We start from the raw sequence: 19,287 nt of genomic DNA on the forward strand, positions 1-19,287 counted from the left end.
TAATAGTACGGTGCAAAAAATGAATCACTGAATAGTAGGAAAGGATAGGGGATATGAAACAAGTTTTTCTCTCAACAACAACTGAATTTAAAGAGATAGACACGCTTGAACCGGGTACTTGGATCAATCTCGTCAATCCTACACAAAATGAATCGTTGGAAATCGCCAACGCCTTCGATATCGACATTGCCGACCTCCGAGCACCACTCGATGCGGAAGAAATGTCCCGTATTACCATCGAAGATGAGTACACTTTGATCATCGTGGACGTTCCCATCACAGAGGAAAGAAACAATCGCACCTACTACGTTACGATTCCGCTGGGGATTATTATCACCGAGGAAACCATTATCACTACCTGCTTGGAATCCCTCCCAGTTCTCGATGTCTTTATCAACCGTAGACTGCGCAACTTTTACACCTTCATGCGTTCACGCTTTATCTTCCAGATTCTTTACCGCAACGCTGAACTTTACCTTACGGCCCTTCGTTCGATCGACCGTAAGAGTGAACAAATCGAAAGTCAACTTCACAAGTCTACTCGAAACGAAGAGCTGATCGAGCTCATGGAATTGGAAAAGACCATCGTCTATTTCAAGGCCTCACTTAAGACGAACGAGCGCGTGATTAAGAAATTGACCAGCGCAACCAGCAATATCAAGAAATACCTAGAAGACGAAGACCTGCTCGAAGACACCCTGATTGAAACCCAACAGGCCATCGAGATGGCAGATATCTATGGAAATGTCCTTCACTCTATGACAGAGACCTTTGCCTCTATCATTTCCAACAACCAGAACAACATCATGAAAACTCTGGCTCTCGTGACCATTGTCATGTCTGTCCCAACCATGATCTTCTCAGCCTATGGGATGAACTTCAAGGATAATGAAATCCCTTTGAACGGTGAGCCACACGCTTTCTGGTTAATCGTCTTTATCGCCTTTGCTATGAGTGTCTCGCTCACTCTCTATCTCATCCATAAAAAATGGTTCTAAGAGGAATCCCTATGTCTCAGATTGATTTACAAAAATTAACTAAGAAAAACCAAGAGTTTATCCACATCGCTACCCAACAATTTATCAAAGATGGTAAAACAGACGCTGAAATCAAGGCTATCTTTGAGGAAGTCATTCCTAAAATCCTTGAAGAGCAAGCCAAAGGAACGACTGCACGTTCCCTCTACGGGGCTCCAACCCACTGGGCTCATAGCTTCACTGTCAAAGAGCAATATGAAAAAGAGCATCCAAAAGAAAATGATGATCCAAAACTCATGATTATGGACTCAGCCCTTTTTATCACCAGTCTCTTTGCATTGGTTAGCGCTCTGACTACCTTCTTCTCTACAGATCAGGCTATTGGCTATGGGTTGATTACCCTCTTGTTGGTTGGACTTGTAGGAGGACTTGCCTTCTACTTGATGTACTACTTTGTCTACCAGTACTATGGACCAGACACAGATCGTAGCCAGCGCCCTCCTTTCTGGAAATCAATCCTCGTCATCCTCGCTGCTATGGTTCTCTGGTTGGCTGTCTTCTTCGCAACAAGCTTCCTACCAGCAGCTCTCAATCCAATTCTTGCTCCACTGCCTTTGGCTGTCCTAGGAGCGGCCCTTCTCGCCCTTCGCTTCTATCTCAAGAAACGCTTCAATATCCGAAGCGCAAGCGCAGGCCCATCACGTTATTAAGAAAAGTGAAAAGCTATGGCATATAGTCAATCTTTAGCTCAGCAGATTCGAAAAATTCTAGCACTCAAACTTCCTCCCCAAATTTTCGAAGAAGAGCTAGAAGAAAAGAAACTGTTTGGTGGCCTTGCCTTTATGATTCGTGGGAAAATGGTCCTTACAGTCAGTTCCAGAAAGGACGAACTGGTTATGGTCAGAATTGGCAAAGAAATAGAAAAGCAAGTTCTACCCCGAACAGGAGCTCATACTACATTGATGAGGGGACGCCTTTATCACGGCTATATAGACTTAGATATAGAAGGTCAAAAAGAACTTCCTTACTGGATTGATTTGGCCCTCTCTTATAATCAAGAGTTGACCAAGTAACTCATATCTAGCGAGATTAGAAAAACGAAAAGCAACTGCAAAGGCGGTTGCTTTTTTTCTTGCTTTCTTGATATCCAATAGAACTTCTGACCCTAATCCCTATAGTTTTCTCTCATCTTTTATGATAAAATAGGCACAATCAATTTCTAGGAGGATGAGATATGGTTTCTACTATTGGTATCGTGAGCTTGTCTAGTGGCATTATCGGAGAAGACTTTGTCAAACACGAAGTGGAGCTAGGTGTCCAGCGTCTCAAGGATCTGGGACTCAATCCTGTGTTTTTGCCCCATTCGCAAAAAGGATTAGACTTTATCAAGAACCATCCTGAGGCGCGTGCAGAGGATTTGATGCAGGCCTTTTCGGATGATAGCATCGACATGATCCTCTGCGCCATCGGTGGGAATGATACCTATCGTTTGCTACCTTATCTTTTTGAAAATGACCAACTACAAAAGGTTATCAAACCAAAGATTTTTCTCGGTTTCTCCGATACGACCATGAACCATCTTATGTTGCATAAACTAGGAATCAAGACTTTTTACGGCCAATCCTTTCTAGCAGATATTTGTGAATTAGACAAGGAGATGTTGCCCTATAGTCTCCACTACTTTAAAGAATTGATCGAGACGGGAAGAATCTTAGAAATCCGCCCTAGCGACGTTTGGTATGAGGAACGGACTGATTTTAGTCCCAAGGCTCTGGGAACAGCTCGTATCAGTCATGTAAATACAGGTTTTGACTTGTTACAAGGAAATACCCAGTTTGAGGGGGAAATTCTCGGCGGTTGCCTTGAGTCTCTCTATGATATTTTTGACAACTCTCTACACGCAGATAGCACAGACCTCTGCCAAAAGTACAAACTCTTCCCTGACTTAACCGACTGGGAAGGAAAGATTCTCTTGTTAGAAACAAGCGAAGAAAAGCCTGAGCCGGAAAACTTCAAAAAGATGGTGCTGGCTTTGAAAAAAACTGGAATATTTGAGGTCATCAGTGGACTCTTGGTCGGAAAGCCAATGGATGAAACCTTCTATAACGACTATAAAGAGGCACTAATGAGCATCGTTGACAGCAATATCCCAATTGTCTATAATCTAAACGTTGGGCACGCCACACCAGGAGCCATTGTACCCTTTGGCGTTCACGCCTATGTAGATGCACAGGAGCAAGTCATTCGCTTTGACTATAACAAAAAATAAACAATTTCTCCATTTTTGTGCTCTGGTATTGATTTTCGTTACAATTTGTGTCTGAATTTATTGCATTTTGCTTATTTTTATGATATCTTTTTGGGGGAGGTGTATATGACTAAACAAAAAATAAATCAAATTGTCGGTTCAATTGGAGCCTTTATCGGGATTATTGTATTTATCGCCTACATCCCACAAATTTTTGCCAATTTACAAGGCAACAAAGCTCAACCATTCCAGCCTTTATCCGCAGCAGTATCTTGTTTAATTTGGGTTATTTACGGATGGACAAAAGAACCTAAGAAGGATTGGATACTAATTATTCCAAACTCAGCTGGCGTTGTCTTAGGTGGACTGACATTTCTTACTGCACTATAAAAATTACTAGCATATAATCAAAAAGCTGAAATAAATTTCTCAGCTTTTTCTATTTTCTCAGATAGTTAGACGACTGCACTCACTTATTTCTGCTTTTCCACTCACAATCATTTTCGTGGTCGTCAATCAAACCTGCAGCTTGTAGAAATGACAAGACTGCAACAGGACCTGTGAACTTGAAGCCTCGTTTTTTGAGATCTTGAGATAATTTTTCAGACAAGGCTGTTTTAGCAGGTGCTAGGTGATAGTCAGGAACATCATTCACGATCGTTTTCCCCTCAACAAAGGACCAGAGATAAGCGTCAAAAGAGCCAAAGGTTTTCTGGATTTGTAAAAATGCTTGGGCGTTGGCACGTGTCGCAAAGAGCTTGGCACGATTTCGGATGATGGCTGGATTCTCTAACAAGGCTTCCAACTCCCCATCTGTCATTTCCGCGACCGCTTGAATTTGATAGCCATGAAATGCTTCTCGGAATCCTTGGCGTTTGTTTAGTACCGTTTCCCAAGACAGGCCTGCCTGATAGGTTTCCATACACAACAACTCAAACAATGCTTGGTCATCATGGAGGGGCTGCCCCCACTCCTGGTCGTGGTAGGCGATGTAGAGCGGATTGGTCATCTTAACCCACGAACAGCGTTTTGTCATATTATTCTCCTATTTCACCAACATTTTAAGGGCCGACTTGATATAGTTCTCTGCTGTATCCGTCGTCCCTTCAAAGAATTTCTTGATTTTCTTAAGCTCGGTCGCCTTGTAGCCCAGTGCCAACATGGCTTCCATGGCTTCTTCCAGTTCTTGGTTTTCAATGCTTGCTTGCACTGCCACCTTAGCAGGAAGGTCATCACTAGCCACAACTACCTTGCCTTCCAAGTCCAGCACCATCTGCTGGGCTGTTTTCTTGCCAATTTTAGGAAACTTGGTCAAGTAGGTGATGTTCTTGCTTTCGATGGCTTGAACCAAGCCAACATTGTCATCAGCAGCGATAATAGCAAGAGCTGACACAGGCCCAATCCCAGATACCGAAATCAGACTGAGAAAGAGCTTTTTCTCATCTTCTGAGCGAAATCCATAAAGTAGATGGGCGTCCTCACGCACAACCTGATGCACATAAATTTGAGATTCTTGATTGACCTGTCCCGAGTAAGCATAGGGATTGGCTACATGCAGGATATAACCGATACCGTTGGTTTCAAGAACAATGTATTTGGCAGTAATTTTGGTAATGATTCCTTTTAAATATTCGTACATAGTTTTCCTTTTCTCTTATTTCGTTTATCTAGTATATCATATTTTCTTTATCCGAGGAGTGAGAATCGACTATCACAAATACAGTATATCAAAAATAATTTATGCTTATCTATTGACATATTGAAAATTAAGTACTATAATCACCTGTAATTGAATAACTATCTTCAGGGCAGGGTGAAATTCCCTACCGGTGGTATAGCCCACGAGCCGAAAGGCATGATTTGGTGAAATTCCAAAGCCGACAGTATAGTCTGGATGAAAGAAGATAAAAGTATATTTGTGCTTTTTGCGTGCTCTGAAATGATTACTTGTCATTTCAGAGCATTTTTGTTAATCGCATAAGTTTTCTTTTGTATGCCTTGAATAGTCCCCTATTCAAGGTATTTTTTTTGGAGGTAGTGAGATGAGCGACTCAAAATATATGAAATTAGCAATAAAATTGGCACAAAAAGGAGCTGGTTACGTCAATCCCAATCCTATGGTTGGCGCAGTTATTGTAAAAGATAATCACATTATCGGACAAGGTTATCATGAGTTTTTTGGTGGCCCACATGCTGAGAGAAATGCTCTAAAAAACTGTAGAGAATCCCCTGTCGGAGCAACGCTTTATGTAACACTTGAACCCTGTTGTCACTTCGGGAAAACACCTCCTTGTATAGACGCTATAATCGATAGTGGTATTACAAGAGTAGTCATTGGAAGCCTAGACTGTAACCCTATTGTATCTGGAAAAGGAGTAAAGATACTTGAGGAAAATAATCTTCAAGTTACTGTTGGAGTTTTAGAAAATGAGTGTCTTAACTTAATAAAAAGTTTTAGAAAGTATATTACCCAGCATGTACCCTATGTTTTTATGAAATATGCAATGACAATGGATGGAAAAATAGCCACTAAAACAAATCAATCCAAATGGATTACTGGAGAAGAGGCAAGAAAGCATGTACATCAGTTACGACACCATGTTAGTGCGATTATGGTGGGAGTCAATACTGTTATTCAAGACGATCCTTTGTTGACATGTAGATTGGAGGAAGGGAAAAATCCTATCCGTATCATATGCGATACACATTTACGAACTCCTCTTACCTCTAAAATCGTAAAAACAGCAAATGATATTAAAACTTACATTGCCACTTCCTCTGAAGACAAAAATAAAATGAAGCTATATCAAAATCATGGCTGTGAAATACTTCCCATAAAGAAAAAAGGCAATCATATAGACTTATCAAGTTTAATGCAACATCTAGGAAATATGCAGATTGATAGCCTACTTCTAGAAGGGGGCAGTCTAATGAATTGGAGTGCTTTGGAACAACAAATTGTTGATGAGCTGAAAATATATATTGCACCAAAAATTTTTGGAGGCAGTGCCAAGTTTCCTGTCGGAGGTGAAGGTATTTCTTTGCCAAATGACGCTATTAGCTTGAAGCCTTATGCTTTTTCTCAAATAGGAGATGACTATCTCATAGAAAGTGAGGTGATTTATCCATGTTCACAGGAATAATTGAAGAAATCGGAAAAGTTGAAAGAATACAGAAAGACTCTCGTAATTGCAAACTATCAATTAAAGCCTCAAAAGTATTAACGGATATCCATTTAGGCGATAGTATAGCAGTAAATGGTATCTGTCTTACAGTTACTCATTTCAATCATCAATCCTTTACAGTTGATGTAATGAATGAAACATGGAGCCGAACAACTCTTACACTATTAAAATATGGAAGTGAGGTAAATCTAGAAAGAGCCTTATCTGTCAACGGTCGACTTGGAGGTCACGTCGTTACAGGACACATTGATGGTACAGGAAAAATCTCGTCAATAAAAAAAGATGATAATGCTGTATGGTATCAAATCAACACACAAAAAGAAATTTTAGATTTAATAGTTGAAAAAGGATCTATTACAATTGACGGCATTAGTCTGACTGTCGCTAAAGTCTCCAAACTAAACTTTTCAGTATCTGTTATCCCTCATACTTTGGCACAAACCATTCTTAAGAGTAAACAAGTCGGGAGTACAGTAAATCTTGAAAATGATATCTTAGGCAAATATGTGCAAAAACTGATGGATAACTCTCTGAAATCAGAGATATCTAAGGAACTATTATATCAAAATGGATTTTAGCAGAAAGGATGATTAGTCAATGGAATATCGAAAAATACAAGAAGCATTAGAAGCATTGCAGAAGGGACGACTTGTTCTTGTTATAGACGACAAGGATAGAGAAAACGAAGGAGACTTAATTTGTTCCGCACAAGCAGCTACAACAGAAAATGTTAATTTCATGGCTACTTATGCCAAAGGATTAATTTGTATGCCTATGAGCGAAAGTTTAGCTAATCAATTAATGCTTTCACCCATGGTTGAAAACAATACAGATAATCATAAGACTGCTTTTACAGTTTCAATTGATTATAAGGAAACGACCACAGGTATTTCTGCCGAGGAAAGAGGATTGACCGCACGTATGTGTGTCACCGAAGATATAAGCCCCTCTGATTTTCGCAGGCCAGGACACATGTTTCCTTTAATTGCGAAAAACGGTGGTGTTCTAGAAAGAAATGGACACACAGAAGCAACTGTTGATCTATTAAAATTAGCAGGACTAAAAGATTGTGGCCTATGTTGTGAAATAATGAATCATGATGGCAAAATGATGAGAACAGATGATTTAATTCAGTTTTCTAAGAAACACAACATTCCACTAATTACCATCAAAGAATTACAAGAATATAGAAAAGTATATGATCAGCTGGTAGAACGAGTTTCAACTGTCAATATGCCTACTAGATACGGTAATTTTAAAGCAATTAGCTATATAGATAAACTAAACGGGGAACATCACCTTGCTCTTATTATGGGAAATATAGAGGATGGAACCAATGTATTATGTCGGGTCCACTCTGAATGTTTAACAGGAGATGTTTTAGGCTCTTTACGGTGCGATTGTGGACAGCAATTTGATAAAGCTATGAAAATGATTGCTGAGAATGGTTCGGGTGTCTTACTTTACTTGCGACAGGAGGGACGAGGAATTGGACTTATCAATAAATTAAAAGCCTATCATTTACAAGATCAAGGAATGGATACGCTTGATGCCAATCTTGCGTTAGGATTTGAAGGTGATTTAAGAGAATATCACATTGGAGCACAAATGATTAAAGACCTGGGACTACAGTCACTGCATTTACTGACAAATAATCCTGACAAGGTTGAACAGTTAGAAAAATATGGAATTACCATTTCCAGTAGAATACCAATCGAAATAGAAGCTAATCCTTACGACAGTTTTTATTTAAAGACAAAGAAAAATCGAATGGGGCACATTTTAAATATGGAGGAAAAATAAATGAAGACTTATGAAGGTAATTTAGTAGCGAACAATATTAAAATAGGCATTGTTGTAGCGAGATTTAATGAATTTATAACTTCAAAATTATTATCTGGAGCACTAGATAATCTCAAAAGAGAGAATGTAAACGAGAAAGATATCGAGGTAGCCTGGGTTCCAGGAGCTTTTGAAATACCACTGATTGCATCAAAAATGGCAAAAAGTAACAAATATGATGCAATTATCTGCTTGGGAGCTGTCATTAGAGGTAGTACAAGTCATTATGATTATGTATGTAGCGAGGTATCTAAGGGAATCGCCCAAATCAGTTTAAATAGCGAAATCCCAGTTATGTTTGGTGTGCTAACGACAGATACAATTGAACAAGCCATAGAGCGAGCTGGTACTAAAGCAGGAAATAAGGGTTCTGAGTGTGCACAAGGAGCTATTGAAATGGTCAACCTAATTCGTACGTTAGACGCTTAGAACAGACTCTACTTTTAAGTGAATAAAGAAACTTGGCAAAATCGCAATTTAATACCCTATAAAAATCATAGAGCAAACTAGGAAGCCAGTCGCAAATTGGTAAAACACAGCTTCGATGTTACAGACAAAACTGACAAAATTAGCTCAAAACACTATTTTGAGATTACTGATAAAACTGACGTGGTTTAAAGAGATTTTTGACGAGTATTCGGAAGAAAAAAGTAAATATTTCTATGATAAAACGCATAGAATCAAGGTTTTTGAATACCTGATTTTATGCGTTTTTCTGATTTTGAAAATTTCCCCCAGATTTTTTTGTATTTTTATACTCAATGAAAATCAAAGAGCAAACTAGGAAACTAGCCGCAGGTTGCTCAAAACACTGTTTTGAGGTTGCAGATAGAACTGACGAAGTCAGCTCAAAGCACTGCTTTGAGGTTGTAGATAAAACTGACGAAGTCAGTTATCTATATATATACGGCAAGGCGACGTTGACGTGGTTTGAAGAGATTTTCGAAGAGTATTAATATTTCCCCAACTCTCGGAGGCTGGTATGATTTTCCTGAATACGTCGGAACATCTTTTCCATATCTGACTTGGTAAAATGCACCAAAACGGGACGTCCGTGTGGACAGTTATAGGGATTGTCACACTGAGAAAGCTGATAAAGGAGCTGTCTGGCTGAGTGGTCATCGATGCGATGGTTGGCCTTGATAGACCGCTTGCAGGACATCATAATAGCCAGCTCTGCTCGGTATTTCTTGATAGAAACTTCCTTGGTCAAGAGTAGCATATCACACATTTCATAGATGCCTGATTCGATTTCCTCTTCGGCCATCCAGATAGGATGTTCACGTAGGATAAATTGATTTTCTCCGTACTCTGCTAGAAATACGCCCACTTCCTCCAAAAGTGCCATTCTTTCCTTGAGACGAAGAGCATCATCTGCAGGAAATTCAAAGATGTAGGGCACTAGGAGTTGTTGCTGGCTCTGGTCAACATTACCTATGCTTTCACGGTATTCCTCATACTTGACCCGTTCCTGGGCTGCATGTTGGTCTATAATGTAGAGCCCATCTCGCCCTTGGGCAAAGAGATAAGTCCCATGCATTTGCCCGAAAAATTCCAACTCTGGGAAGCTAGATGATTCTTCTCGATCCAGCTTATCATAAGCCTTATCGAGACTAGCTAGGTCTAACTCTGGATGGTCTAGTTGGTCGTAGTTAGCAGGCTTTCTCTCTGCAAAATGCAGTTTTGCTGGCTTGGTTAGCTGGTCCAAGGTTTCCTGGGCAAATAAGGTCAAATCTTTCCCTTCCTCAGTTAATTCAACCTGATGATCAGCTACCTCAGCTTGACTGGGTTTTGAGAGTTCTGTTTTTTCATAGTAGAGCGTATTTTCTTTGAGTGGGAGAATGGTCTGCTCTACCTTTTGACGATTGCGTACGGTCGACTTGGCAAGATTTTCCAAGGCATCTGGGATCAGGGCTTGTTCCTTGAGACTATTTGAAATAGCCTCTGAAATCAGCGCCATTAGTTCTCTTTCCTTGGAAATTCGCACCTCTTGCTTGGTTGGATGCACATTGACATCTGCTAGGTAAGGATCGATATGGATGTGAATGACAGCCAGTGGAAAACGCCCCACCATAAGCTTACTGCCATAACCGTCAAGAATAGCGCGATTGAGCAGGAAGTTCTTTATATAACGGCCATTGATGAAGAGACTGATATAGTTGCGATTAGCTCGAGTCAACTCAGGCAGAGACACAAAGCCTGAAATTTCGAAATCTAGATCCGAATTCTCAATGGCAATCATCTTCTTAGCACTCGCCAAACCGTAAATCCCTGCGATAGCTTGACGCAGTTGACCAGTCCCTGCTGTCCGCGTCATTTCCTTGCCATCACTAATCAAGCTAAAAGAAATCTCAGGATGGGCCAAGCCCAGACGGTTGACAATATCAATGATATGAGACAACTCCGCTTGCTGGCTCTTCATATACTTGAGACGGGCAGGTGTGTTGAAAAAGAGGTCCTCCACACAAACCTTGGTCCCCACAGGACTAGTCGCTGGGACGACTTCTTCAACTTTTCCCCCACGCGCTACTAACTTAGTCCCATGACTCGCACCATCCACCGCTGTCAATAAAGTCAAGACACTAACAGAAGCAATAGAAGGCAGGGCTTCACCACGAAAGCCGAGCGTCCGAATCCGAAAGAGGTCTGCTTGATTTTTTATCTTACTGGTCGCATGGCGACGCAAGGCCAATTCCACCTCATCGTGGGCAATTCCATGACCATTATCGGTGATTTGAATCTTCTTGAGACCAGCTTCCTCGATCTCAATGATAATCTGGCTAGAACCCGCGTCAATGGCATTTTCTACCAACTCTTTGACCACACTAGCAGGACGTTCAATGACCTCTCCTGCCGCTATCTGGTTTGCCAGCACCTCTGGCAATTCAATAATATGAGACATCTTTCAGCCCCTTTCTGTATCTATTTTCCTCGAAATTGATTAGTGCTATTATACCACATTTCAGATAGGACCGAAAAATCAAGCGCCACATAGACTCCAAATCCCTCCACATAGACAAAGTCCCTTGCCATGGGTCGTAAAATAGTGTTTAATAAAGGTGTACAGGAAGTGATCACAATTTTGTATGAAATGTAAGGAGAGAAATTTATGAAAGTAGAACTACAGATTAGCGAGTTTTACGAGGAGGAAAAACTGATTGTCCAAGCACCTCAAGAAACCAAAAAAGTCCAAAAAGTCATCGAATTTGCTGAAAATCTTGACCAAAAAGAAACAATCAAAGGAAAGATTGATGGTCAGGTCTATCTAGTTGAAATTGGCAAGATTCAGCGCTTCTATATCGAGAATCGAAAGGTCCTAGCAGAAACGTCGAGTCAGACCTACAGCATTGATTTGCGACTCTATCAAGTTCTTGAAATTCTACCGACCACTTTTATCCAAATTTCCCAATCTGAAATCATCAATATCGACTCGATCTCTCATCTCAAGCTCACTCCCAACGGCCTGGTAGAAATCTGTCTAAAAAACGAAAGCTTCACCTACTCATCTCGCCGTTACCTAAAAACCATCAAGGAGAAATTAGAACTATGAAAAAACAAGTATTTCACGATGCAGCCGCTGGTGTTCTTATCGGCCTCATCCTCTCTATCATCTTTTCACTCATTTATGCCCCAAATACCTATGCCCCACTGAGTCCCGAGTCTCTCATAGGCCGAGCGATGGTTCAACATCAGGTTCACGGTGCCCTGGTCTTGCTCTACTGCACGATCATCTGGTCAGCTATCGGCATTCTCTTTAGCTTTGGCAGCCGCTTATTCAGCCGTGACTGGAGCTTGCTCCGTGCCACACTTTCCCATTTCTTCCTCATGCTGGCTGGCTTTGTCCCACTGGCAACTCTGGCTGGTTGGTTCCCCTTCCACTGGACCTTCTATCTCCAGCTCATTCCAGAGTTTGCGATCGTCTACCTTATCATCTGGGTTATTCTCTACAAAAGAGAAGCCAAAAAAGTGGACCACATCAATCAACTCTTGGCCCATAAAAAGTAATAGAGAAAAAGCCCACTCACAAAAATGTGAATGGGCTCTTTTTATAATTTTTGTTTGAGCTCAACCAAGACATTCATAGCCTGCATAGGTGTCATATTGTAAACATCCAGGTTTGCTAATTCTGCTAGTATAGGATGCTCTTCAGGCGCATCAAAGAGTGACATCTGCTCTGTGACAGCACTTGTTTCTCTCATCGGAGCAGGACTTTCCGTCCCTTGACTCTCCAGTTGAGTCAAAATCTTATCCGCTCTTGCTAAAAGTTCGGCTGGTAAGCCAGCAATCTTGGCCACATGGATACCGTAGGATTTATCGGCAGGTCCGGGTTCAATCTTGTGAAGGAAGGTAACCTGTCCATCCTGTTCTAAGGTTGCCACGTGGACATTGACCAAGTGTTCCAAACTGGACTCCAGACTGGTCAACTCATGGTAATGGGTGGCAAAAAGAGTCTTGGCTCCGATATACTCATGGATGTATTCGATGATTGACTGAGCAAGAGCCATCCCGTCATAGGTCGCCGTTCCTCGACCCAATTCATCAAAGAGAATAAGAGAGTTCTTGGTCGCATGCGAAATGGCATTGTTGGCCTCCATCATCTCTACCATGAAGGTTGATTGACCTGAAACCAAGTCATCTGCTGCTCCGATACGGGTAAAGATGGCATCAAAAATCGGCAAATGCGCACTTTCTGCTGGCACATACGAGCCTAGCTGGGCCATAACCGCTGTTATGGCTAGCTGCCGCATGTAGGTAGACTTCCCACTCATGTTTGGCCCTGTGATTAGCTGAATACTCGTATCTTCTGCCATCTGAATGGTATTAGGAATATAGGTCTGAGCTCCCATGACCTTTTCGACGACAGCATGGCGCCCTTTCTGGATATCAATTTGTGAATCCTCTCCAAACTCCGGTCGAATTAAATGCTGGATTTCAGCCACAACCGCCAGACTTTGCAAGACATCAACTGTCGCAATTCCTTGGGCTAGAGCCTGCAAACGCTGGATGTACTTGCTGACTTCCTCACGGATGCGCATAAAGATTTCATATTCTAGGTTGGCTGACTTCTCACGCGCCTCCAGCATATCCCCCTCGATCCGAGCTAATTCCTCGGTACCAAAGCGTTCTGAGTTTTTCAGTGTCGCCTTGCGGAAAAAGTGGGCTGGCACATTTCCCAGTTGCGAATTGGTCACATGGAAATAGTAGCCGTCTTTTTTATTGTAGTCAATCTTAAGCGTGCTGATGCCAGAGTTTTCTCTCTCCTTAGCCTCAATCTCAGCAATCCAGCTAGTCCCTTCTCTGAGCACACGACGGTACTTGTCTAAGGTCTCATCAAATCCCGTACGGATAATGCCCCCTTCCGTAATCACGTGAGGAGCTTCGGGAGAAATCGCTGCGCTAATCAAGCTCTCCAACTCAGGGATGGCATCTAACTGTGCGATAAGATGGGCTAGAGCAGGCTGCTCCATGCCTTCTAAAATCGCACGAATCCGTGGTACACTGGATAAGGTGGTCGCCAATTGCAAAAGATCCTTTGGATTAGTCTTGCCAAAAGAAACCCGACTAGCCAAGCGTTCGATATCATAAACACCCTTGAGGCTATCCGTTAAATCGCTACGCTCAAAGAAGTGGTCAAGAAAGACCTGCACCACCTCTTGACGTTGGACGATTCGCTCCTTATCAATCAAAGGACGATGAATCCAAGAACGCAAGAGTCGCATACCCATAGCTGTTTTGGTTTCATCCAAAAGCCAGAAAAGACTGCCTTGCTTCTTACCTGAACGGGCATTCTCAACCAAATCCAGACTAGCCTTGGTCGCATAGTCCATCTGTAAGAAATCTTTGATTTCATAGCGGATAACTGGTTTGAGGTGATTCAATTCCCGCATCTGGGTCCGGTGAACATACTGGAGGAGCTTACTAGCTGCCGCTTGCTCCACAGCTGCTAAACGTGAATCCAGTAAATGAAGGTCCTCAAAGCCTTCTTTTTCATAAGAAAGTACCAGATTCATCTGACGGCTGAGGATTTGTTCTTCTTCCTCAGACAAGTCATAACCCAGCACCACTTCTCGAGCCTTGAGGTTGCGAATTTCCCCACAAACCAACGTGAAATCTAATAGACCTGTCACATAGAAATCACCCGTCACCAAATCCATATAAGCTAGACCAAACTGATTGCCATCACGATCTAAGGCAACCAAGAAATTATTCTGACTATCCGGCTTACTGCTATCGACAACTGTTCCAGGTGTGATGACCTGGACCACCTCTCGCTTGACAACACCGACCGCTTGTTTGGGATCTTCCATCTGTTCAGCTATAGCAACTTTATAGCCCTGCTCAATCAGCACATCGATATACTGTTGGGCAGAATGATAGGGGACGCTCGCCATGGGTATCGGATTTTCTGCATTTTTATTCCGACTTGTTAAGGAAATTTCTAAAATTTGCGCTGCATTAATTGCATCTTCATAGAACAACTCGTAAAAATCACCCATTCGAAAAAGCAAAAAAGCATCTGGGTATTGTTTCTTAATATCCACATACTGTTGCATGCCGGGTGATAGCTTTTCTGTTGCCATTTTCCGTCTCTCCTTGCTAAAAATAAGTCTTGAGAGCAACTCCCAAGACCTTATTTATCTTTCATCAAATCTAGCAAACGATCTTCCATCAGCTTGGCAACGTGCTGGTCTCGACAAATAACCAATAAGGTATTAGCACCAGCAACCGTTCCTAAAATCCATTCATCCTTGTTTGCATCTACAATGTTTGCTAAGACTGCAGCTTCTCCAAGTTTGGTATGAAGTACCAAGGTGAACTCAGCTCTTGCAACTCCTTCTAAATGATGAGACAAAAACTCAACTAAATCAATCTTATCTGTCTCATTTGCTAGTACATAATACACCATATCATTTTTCTTAACCTTGGTCAAGCCGATTTCACGCAAATCACGTGACAAAGTCGTTTGTGTCACATAAACATTACGAGCTTCTAAACGATCTTGAATCTCTTTTTGTGTCCCAAGTTTCTCTTCGGTGATCATCTTTTTAATCAATTGATGCCGTTCTCTTTTTCTCATATTATCCTCTTAAGTGAATATTTATAACAAATTTTACATTTATTTTATAACTACATTATATCAAAAAAAAATAGAGAATTCAAAAAAATTCTCTTCTTTCTCAAAAAATGTAGTAAATTGTGTTAAAATAGTAAAAAAGCCCAAAAGGAGCCCTTATGAATACAAAAGAATTGATTGCTAGCGAGTTGGCTAGCGTCATTGATAGCCTGGATCAAGAGGCTATTTTAAATTTACTAGAAACACCTAAAAACTCAGAAATGGGAGACATCGCCTTCCCTGCCTTTTCTCTTGCAAAGGTCGAGCGTAAAGCTCCGCAAATGATTGCAGCAGATATTGCTGAAAAAATCAATAGTCAAGCCTTTGAAAAGGTTGTTGCTACTGGACCTTACGTCAACTTTTTCCTTGATAAATCTGCTATTTCGGCTCAAGTATTGCAGGATGTTATCACTGAAAAAGAGCACTATGCCGACCAAACCATTGGCAAGCAAGAAAATGTCGTTATCGATATGTCTAGTCCCAATATCGCAAAACCATTCTCTATTGGGCACTTGCGTTCAACGGTTATCGGAGATAGCTTGTCACATATTTTCCAAAAGATCGGCTATCAAACGGTCAAGGTCAACCACCTAGGAGACTGGGGCAAACAGTTTGGAATGTTGATCGTTGCCTACAAGAAATGGGGAAATGAGGAAGCCGTTAAAGCGCATCCAATCGATGAACTTCTTAAACTCTACGTTCGCATCAATGCTGAAGCTGAAAAAGATCCTAGCTTAGATGAAGAAGCACGCGAATGGTTCCGCAAACTGGAAAATGGAGACGAGGAAGCTCTCGCTCTCTGGCAATGGTTCCGTGATGAAAGTTTGGTGGAATTTAACCGCCTTTACAATGAATTGCAAGTCGAATTTGACAGCTACAACGGAGAAGCCTTTTACAATGATAAGATGGATGCTGTTGTAGACATTCTCGCTGAAAAAGGTCTTCTTGTTGAGTCAGAAGGAGCCCAAGTTGTCAATCTTGAGAAATATGGAATTGAACATCCAGCCCTTATCAAAAAATCTGACGGTGCAACTCTCTATATCACACGTGACTTGGCTGCAGCCCTCTACCGTAAAAAGGAATACCAATTTGCAAAATCCATCTATGTTGTTGGTCAAGAGCAATCTGCCCACTTCAAACAACTCAAGGCAGTACTACAAGAGATGGGCTACGATTGGAGCCAAGACATTGTCCATGTTCCGTTTGGATTGGTAACAAAAGAAGGGAAAAAACTCTCTACTCGTAAAGGGAATGTCATCTTGCTAGAGCCTACTGTTGCAGAGGCTGTTAGTCGTGCCAAAGCCCAAATCGAGGCTAAAAACCCTGAACTTGAAAACAAAGACCAAGTAGCCCATGCTGTTGGGGTTGGAGCCATTAAATTCTATGACCTCAAGACCGACCGTACAAATGGTTATGACTTCGACCTAGAGGCTATGGTATCCTTCGAGGGTGAAACTGGACCTTATGTTCAGTATGCCTACGCTCGTATCCAATCTATCTTACGCAAAGCCGATTTCAAACCAGATACAGCTGGCAACTACAGCCTGAATGATGCTGAAAGCTGGGAAATCATAAAACTACTCCAAGACTTTCCACGTATTATCAATCGTGCAGCAGATAACTTTGAACCTTCTATCATTGCGAAATTTGCGATTAGTCTTGCTCAAGCCTTTAACAAATATTATGCACATACACGTATCCTAGATGAAAGTCCTGAGCGCGACAGTCGTCTAGCACTCAGCTACGCAACCGCAGTGGTCCTCAAAGAAGCCCTTCGTTTGCTCGGAGTAGAAGCGCCGGAGAAGATGTAAATCACCAAAGTTACTTTATTGCGGAGCAATCTAAGTAACTAACGCCAAATCCTATTCGGACTTTGGCTAGGCGCTTCACTAGTAAAGAAACATAAATATTGTCGATTTATGTTTCTTTACGTCGTAACCAGAGACACTTGCCTAAACACCTCACTAAATTGGTCAATCAAATCATATTGATTGTATGTAATCTTTCAGATCACTTGATTGCAAAGCAATCTGAAAGGTTGAGGCAATATAACATTTATATTGTGTTCGGCCTTGTAGCTGTTCAATGAAACAATTTATTCACTTTTACTATTTATCACACTGGGAGATTCCTTATGAGCCAATATGCTTATATCCTCGTTGTACTTAGCTTGGTTTTCCTTTTTCTGCTCAATAAGTACGAGAAGGAAAGACTTCAAAGACTCTACCAAGAGCAACTCTTGAAGGACGAGACATTTAGATCTGACATCAAAGAGAAAATTCACACGACTGAAAATATCAATGATGTCATTGCACATATCAATAAAACTTACCATCTGGGAATGTTGCTCTCAAAAGACGTCACAGATCAATTGAAATAATCAAAATCCGAGAAGAAAACTTCTCGGATTTTTATTGGCCCTAGTCAACATCATCCCCTTGAAACAGCCACAGTTATTTTCATATGATTTTTGTGAATTTTTTCATGATTTCCCAACTATTTTCAAAATATTCTTGCATTTCTTTTAAGTTTTTTGTAAAATAGTAGCTACCTATTCAGATTATTCTGAAAATTCAAAAATAGGAGTGTTTATTATGTCACAAGTTACGTTATCAAACCAGTCAACCTGGGCAAGCAAACTAAAGGCAATGGGGCCAGGAATCCTAATGGCTTCTGCTGCCGTTGGAGGTTCTCACATTGTATCCTCTACTCAAGCTGGTGGTTCTTATGGGTGGTCACTACTCCTCTTGGTTATCTTGGCCAATGTTTTTAAATATCCATTTTTCCGTTTTGGTGCCGAATATACTGCCGACACTGGTAAAACCTTGGTAGAAGGCTATGCTGAAAAAGGAAAAATCTATCTCTGGATTTTCTTTGTCCTCAATGTCTTCTCTGCTATGGTTAATACAGCTGGAGTCGCTATCCTTTGCTCAGCCATCATCGCTAGCGCCTTCCCAATGATTGGACTTAGCATCACTCAATGGTCCCTTATCCTTGTTGCAGTCATTTGGGCCATGCTACTCTTTGGTGGCTACAAACTATTGGATGGTATGGCAAAATGGATCATGTCTGCTTTGACCATTGCAACAGTTCTTGCAGTTATTATTGCAGCAATTAAACATCCAGAATACAGCTCTGATTTTGTCGAAAAGACACCTTGGCAAATGGCGGCCCTCCCTTTCATCGTTTCCCTCTTAGGATGGATGCCTGCTCCTATTGAGATTTCTGCCATCAATTCACTCTGGTCTGCTGAAAAGAAAAAGACTGTCAACTTTAATACAGAGGACGCCCTTTTCGACTTTAACGTTGGTTACATTGGAACTGCTATCCTGGCTGTATTCTTCGTGGCACTTGGAGCACTGATTCAATATCCTACAGGACAGGCAGTTGAAGCCGCTTCAGCCAAATACATCTCTCAATTTGTGGGTATGTATGCCTCTGTTCTTGGAGAATGGTCCCGTTATTTGATCACCTTTATCGCCTTTCTTTGTATCTTTGGAACGGTCATCACCGTTATCGATGGCTACTCTCGTGTCAATCAGGAATCGCTGCGACTCTTGATTCGGCAAAAAGAGGATTCTCGTAAATCTTTGAACATCTGGATGACCCTCACAGCTATTATCGGTATCGTCATCATCAAGTTCTTTGCTGGACAAGTTTCCACCATGCTTCGCTTTGCCATGATCGGTTCTTTCCTGACAACACCATTCTTCGCTCTTTTGAACTATGTTTTGGTGACACGTGAAAATAAAAATCTTCCTTCTTGGCTAAAACTCCTCGCTATCGCAGGATTGATTTTCCTCTTTGGCTTTGCTATTTTCTTTATCTATGCACTTGCCATCGGAAAAGCAGGATAGTTTATAAAATGGCACCCTTACGGGGTGCTTTTTGCATACACGAAAAGCAGTTGAAAATCTCAAC

The 19,287-nt window shown here is 41.4% G+C and carries 19 protein-coding genes and 1 riboswitch; of the genes, 14 read left to right on the forward strand and 5 right to left on the reverse strand.

Annotated elements, in window-relative coordinates; translation table 11 throughout:
* The first annotated feature begins 53 nt into the window (after window positions 1-53).
* From DB729_RS02715 to DB729_RS02735, 5 genes are all read left to right on the forward strand, one after another.
* The gene (locus DB729_RS02715) at window positions 54-998 is read left to right on the forward strand and encodes a magnesium transporter CorA family protein (protein ID WP_000815620.1); all 945 of its coding nucleotides are present in this window, start codon (window positions 54-56) and stop codon (window positions 996-998) included.
* Between the two features lie 11 nt (window positions 999-1,009).
* Complete coding sequence (locus DB729_RS02720) at window positions 1,010-1,687, forward strand: DUF1129 domain-containing protein (RefSeq protein WP_033605859.1); 678 nt, start codon at window positions 1,010-1,012, stop codon at window positions 1,685-1,687.
* Between the two features lie 15 nt (window positions 1,688-1,702).
* A complete protein-coding gene (locus DB729_RS02725) occupies window positions 1,703-2,050 on the forward strand; it encodes a hypothetical protein (protein WP_096421577.1) in 348 nt (115 codons plus the stop codon).
* Between the two features lie 161 nt (window positions 2,051-2,211).
* Entirely contained in the window at window positions 2,212-3,246 is a 1,035-nt protein-coding gene (locus tag DB729_RS02730) for a S66 family peptidase (protein WP_084939410.1), read from the forward strand.
* 105 nt (window positions 3,247-3,351) lie between these two features.
* Window positions 3,352-3,615: a SemiSWEET family transporter gene (locus DB729_RS02735; RefSeq protein ID WP_000166112.1), complete on the forward strand. Its 264-nt coding sequence runs from the start codon at window positions 3,352-3,354 to the stop codon at window positions 3,613-3,615.
* A 79-nt stretch (window positions 3,616-3,694) separates the two neighbouring features.
* Here the strand turns inward: DB729_RS02735 and DB729_RS02740 are convergent, their stop codons facing one another.
* Both DB729_RS02740 and ruvA read right to left on the reverse strand, forming a co-directional pair.
* A complete protein-coding gene (locus DB729_RS02740; protein ID WP_070656861.1) occupies window positions 3,695-4,261 on the reverse strand; it encodes a DNA-3-methyladenine glycosylase I in 567 nt (188 codons plus the stop codon).
* A gap of 9 nt (window positions 4,262-4,270) precedes the next feature.
* Window positions 4,271-4,864 (reverse strand): Holliday junction branch migration protein RuvA, encoded by a 594-nt coding sequence (gene ruvA / locus DB729_RS02745; RefSeq protein WP_033584805.1) that lies wholly within the window; start codon window positions 4,862-4,864, stop codon window positions 4,271-4,273.
* Window positions 4,865-5,020: 156 nt separating this feature from the next.
* Window positions 5,021-5,135, forward strand: a riboswitch (FMN riboswitch).
* Window positions 5,136-5,267: 132 nt separating this feature from the next.
* Between ruvA and ribD the strand changes: the two genes are divergently transcribed.
* From ribD to ribH, 4 genes are read left to right on the forward strand one after another with little or no spacing between them, the layout of a single operon-like run.
* Entirely contained in the window at window positions 5,268-6,368 is a 1,101-nt protein-coding gene (gene ribD / locus DB729_RS02750; RefSeq protein ID WP_033605860.1) for a bifunctional diaminohydroxyphosphoribosylaminopyrimidine deaminase/5-amino-6-(5-phosphoribosylamino)uracil reductase RibD, read from the forward strand.
* Window positions 6,353-6,988, forward strand: coding sequence for a riboflavin synthase (gene ribE, locus DB729_RS02755; protein ID WP_084939411.1), 636 nt, complete (start codon window positions 6,353-6,355; stop codon window positions 6,986-6,988). Before ribD ends, ribE begins: the two co-directional genes overlap by 16 nt.
* A 19-nt stretch (window positions 6,989-7,007) precedes the next feature.
* A complete protein-coding gene (locus tag DB729_RS02760; protein WP_109289586.1) occupies window positions 7,008-8,213 on the forward strand; it encodes a bifunctional 3,4-dihydroxy-2-butanone-4-phosphate synthase/GTP cyclohydrolase II in 1,206 nt (401 codons plus the stop codon).
* The gene (ribH, locus tag DB729_RS02765; RefSeq protein ID WP_000860624.1) at window positions 8,214-8,681 is read left to right on the forward strand and encodes a 6,7-dimethyl-8-ribityllumazine synthase; all 468 of its coding nucleotides are present in this window, start codon (window positions 8,214-8,216) and stop codon (window positions 8,679-8,681) included.
* A gap of 523 nt (window positions 8,682-9,204) precedes the next feature.
* On the opposite strand, the gene mutL is transcribed toward ribH, so the two are convergent.
* Window positions 9,205-11,154, reverse strand: coding sequence for a DNA mismatch repair endonuclease MutL (gene mutL, locus DB729_RS02775; RefSeq protein ID WP_084939413.1), 1,950 nt, complete (start codon window positions 11,152-11,154; stop codon window positions 9,205-9,207).
* A gap of 207 nt (window positions 11,155-11,361) precedes the next feature.
* On the opposite strand from mutL, the gene DB729_RS02785 reads away from it, so the two are divergent.
* Window positions 11,362-11,802 carry a LytTR family DNA-binding domain-containing protein gene (locus DB729_RS02785; RefSeq protein WP_084939414.1) on the forward strand — a complete coding sequence of 147 codons (441 nt, stop codon included), beginning with the start codon at window positions 11,362-11,364 and terminating at the stop codon, window positions 11,800-11,802.
* Window positions 11,799-12,257 carry a DUF3021 domain-containing protein gene (locus DB729_RS02790; protein ID WP_084939415.1) on the forward strand — a complete coding sequence of 153 codons (459 nt, stop codon included), beginning with the start codon at window positions 11,799-11,801 and terminating at the stop codon, window positions 12,255-12,257. Before DB729_RS02785 ends, DB729_RS02790 begins: the two co-directional genes overlap by 4 nt.
* A 41-nt stretch (window positions 12,258-12,298) precedes the next feature.
* Here DB729_RS02790 and mutS read toward each other — a convergent pair whose 3' ends face one another.
* Window positions 12,299-14,833, reverse strand: a complete 2,535-nt coding sequence (mutS, locus tag DB729_RS02795; protein WP_109289585.1) for a DNA mismatch repair protein MutS — start codon at window positions 14,831-14,833, stop codon at window positions 12,299-12,301.
* Window positions 14,834-14,883: 50 nt separating this feature from the next.
* A complete protein-coding gene (argR, locus tag DB729_RS02800) occupies window positions 14,884-15,330 on the reverse strand; it encodes an arginine repressor (RefSeq protein WP_001231483.1) in 447 nt (148 codons plus the stop codon).
* Window positions 15,331-15,485: 155 nt separating this feature from the next.
* On the opposite strand from argR, the gene argS reads away from it, so the two are divergent.
* The 3 genes from argS (at window position 15,486) to DB729_RS02815 (ending at window position 19,223) form a co-directional block, all read left to right on the forward strand.
* A complete protein-coding gene (gene argS / locus DB729_RS02805) occupies window positions 15,486-17,177 on the forward strand; it encodes an arginine--tRNA ligase (RefSeq protein WP_084939417.1) in 1,692 nt (563 codons plus the stop codon).
* A 323-nt stretch (window positions 17,178-17,500) separates the two neighbouring features.
* Window positions 17,501-17,746, forward strand: a complete 246-nt coding sequence (locus DB729_RS02810) for a hypothetical protein (RefSeq protein ID WP_000084865.1) — start codon at window positions 17,501-17,503, stop codon at window positions 17,744-17,746.
* A 214-nt stretch (window positions 17,747-17,960) separates the two neighbouring features.
* Window positions 17,961-19,223: an NRAMP family divalent metal transporter gene (locus DB729_RS02815; protein WP_084939418.1), complete on the forward strand. Its 1,263-nt coding sequence runs from the start codon at window positions 17,961-17,963 to the stop codon at window positions 19,221-19,223.
* The last annotated feature ends 64 nt before the right edge of the window (window positions 19,224-19,287 follow it).

The organism is Streptococcus halitosis (genome assembly GCF_003143695.2).
GTDB classification, from domain to species: domain Bacteria; phylum Bacillota; class Bacilli; order Lactobacillales; family Streptococcaceae; genus Streptococcus; species Streptococcus halitosis.

Excerpts from the sequence above, each read along its gene's own strand:
- ribH (WP_000860624.1), top strand. The coding sequence starts at position 8,214 with ATGAAGACTTATGAAGGTAATTTAGTAGCGAACAATATTAAAATAGGC.
- argS (WP_084939417.1), top strand. The coding sequence starts at position 15,486 with ATGAATACAAAAGAATTGATTGCTAGCGAGTTGGCTAGCGTCATTGAT.
- DB729_RS02760 (WP_109289586.1), top strand. The coding sequence starts at position 7,008 with ATGGAATATCGAAAAATACAAGAAGCATTAGAAGCATTGCAGAAGGGA.
- DB729_RS02730 (WP_084939410.1), top strand. The coding sequence starts at position 2,212 with ATGGTTTCTACTATTGGTATCGTGAGCTTGTCTAGTGGCATTATCGGA.
- mutL (WP_084939413.1), bottom strand. The coding sequence starts at position 11,154 with ATGTCTCATATTATTGAATTGCCAGAGGTGCTGGCAAACCAGATAGCG.
- ruvA (WP_033584805.1), bottom strand. The coding sequence starts at position 4,864 with ATGTACGAATATTTAAAAGGAATCATTACCAAAATTACTGCCAAATAC.
- DB729_RS02785 (WP_084939414.1), top strand. The coding sequence starts at position 11,362 with ATGAAAGTAGAACTACAGATTAGCGAGTTTTACGAGGAGGAAAAACTG.
- DB729_RS02810 (WP_000084865.1), top strand. The coding sequence starts at position 17,501 with ATGAGCCAATATGCTTATATCCTCGTTGTACTTAGCTTGGTTTTCCTT.
- ribE (WP_084939411.1), top strand. The coding sequence starts at position 6,353 with ATGTTCACAGGAATAATTGAAGAAATCGGAAAAGTTGAAAGAATACAG.
- argR (WP_001231483.1), bottom strand. The coding sequence starts at position 15,330 with ATGAGAAAAAGAGAACGGCATCAATTGATTAAAAAGATGATCACCGAA.
- ribD (WP_033605860.1), top strand. The coding sequence starts at position 5,268 with ATGAGCGACTCAAAATATATGAAATTAGCAATAAAATTGGCACAAAAA.
- DB729_RS02720 (WP_033605859.1), top strand. The coding sequence starts at position 1,010 with ATGTCTCAGATTGATTTACAAAAATTAACTAAGAAAAACCAAGAGTTT.
- DB729_RS02740 (WP_070656861.1), bottom strand. The coding sequence starts at position 4,261 with ATGACAAAACGCTGTTCGTGGGTTAAGATGACCAATCCGCTCTACATC.
- DB729_RS02725 (WP_096421577.1), top strand. The coding sequence starts at position 1,703 with ATGGCATATAGTCAATCTTTAGCTCAGCAGATTCGAAAAATTCTAGCA.
- DB729_RS02815 (WP_084939418.1), top strand. The coding sequence starts at position 17,961 with ATGTCACAAGTTACGTTATCAAACCAGTCAACCTGGGCAAGCAAACTA.
- DB729_RS02715 (WP_000815620.1), top strand. The coding sequence starts at position 54 with ATGAAACAAGTTTTTCTCTCAACAACAACTGAATTTAAAGAGATAGAC.
- mutS (WP_109289585.1), bottom strand. The coding sequence starts at position 14,833 with ATGGCAACAGAAAAGCTATCACCCGGCATGCAACAGTATGTGGATATT.
- DB729_RS02790 (WP_084939415.1), top strand. The coding sequence starts at position 11,799 with ATGAAAAAACAAGTATTTCACGATGCAGCCGCTGGTGTTCTTATCGGC.
- DB729_RS02735 (WP_000166112.1), top strand. The coding sequence starts at position 3,352 with ATGACTAAACAAAAAATAAATCAAATTGTCGGTTCAATTGGAGCCTTT.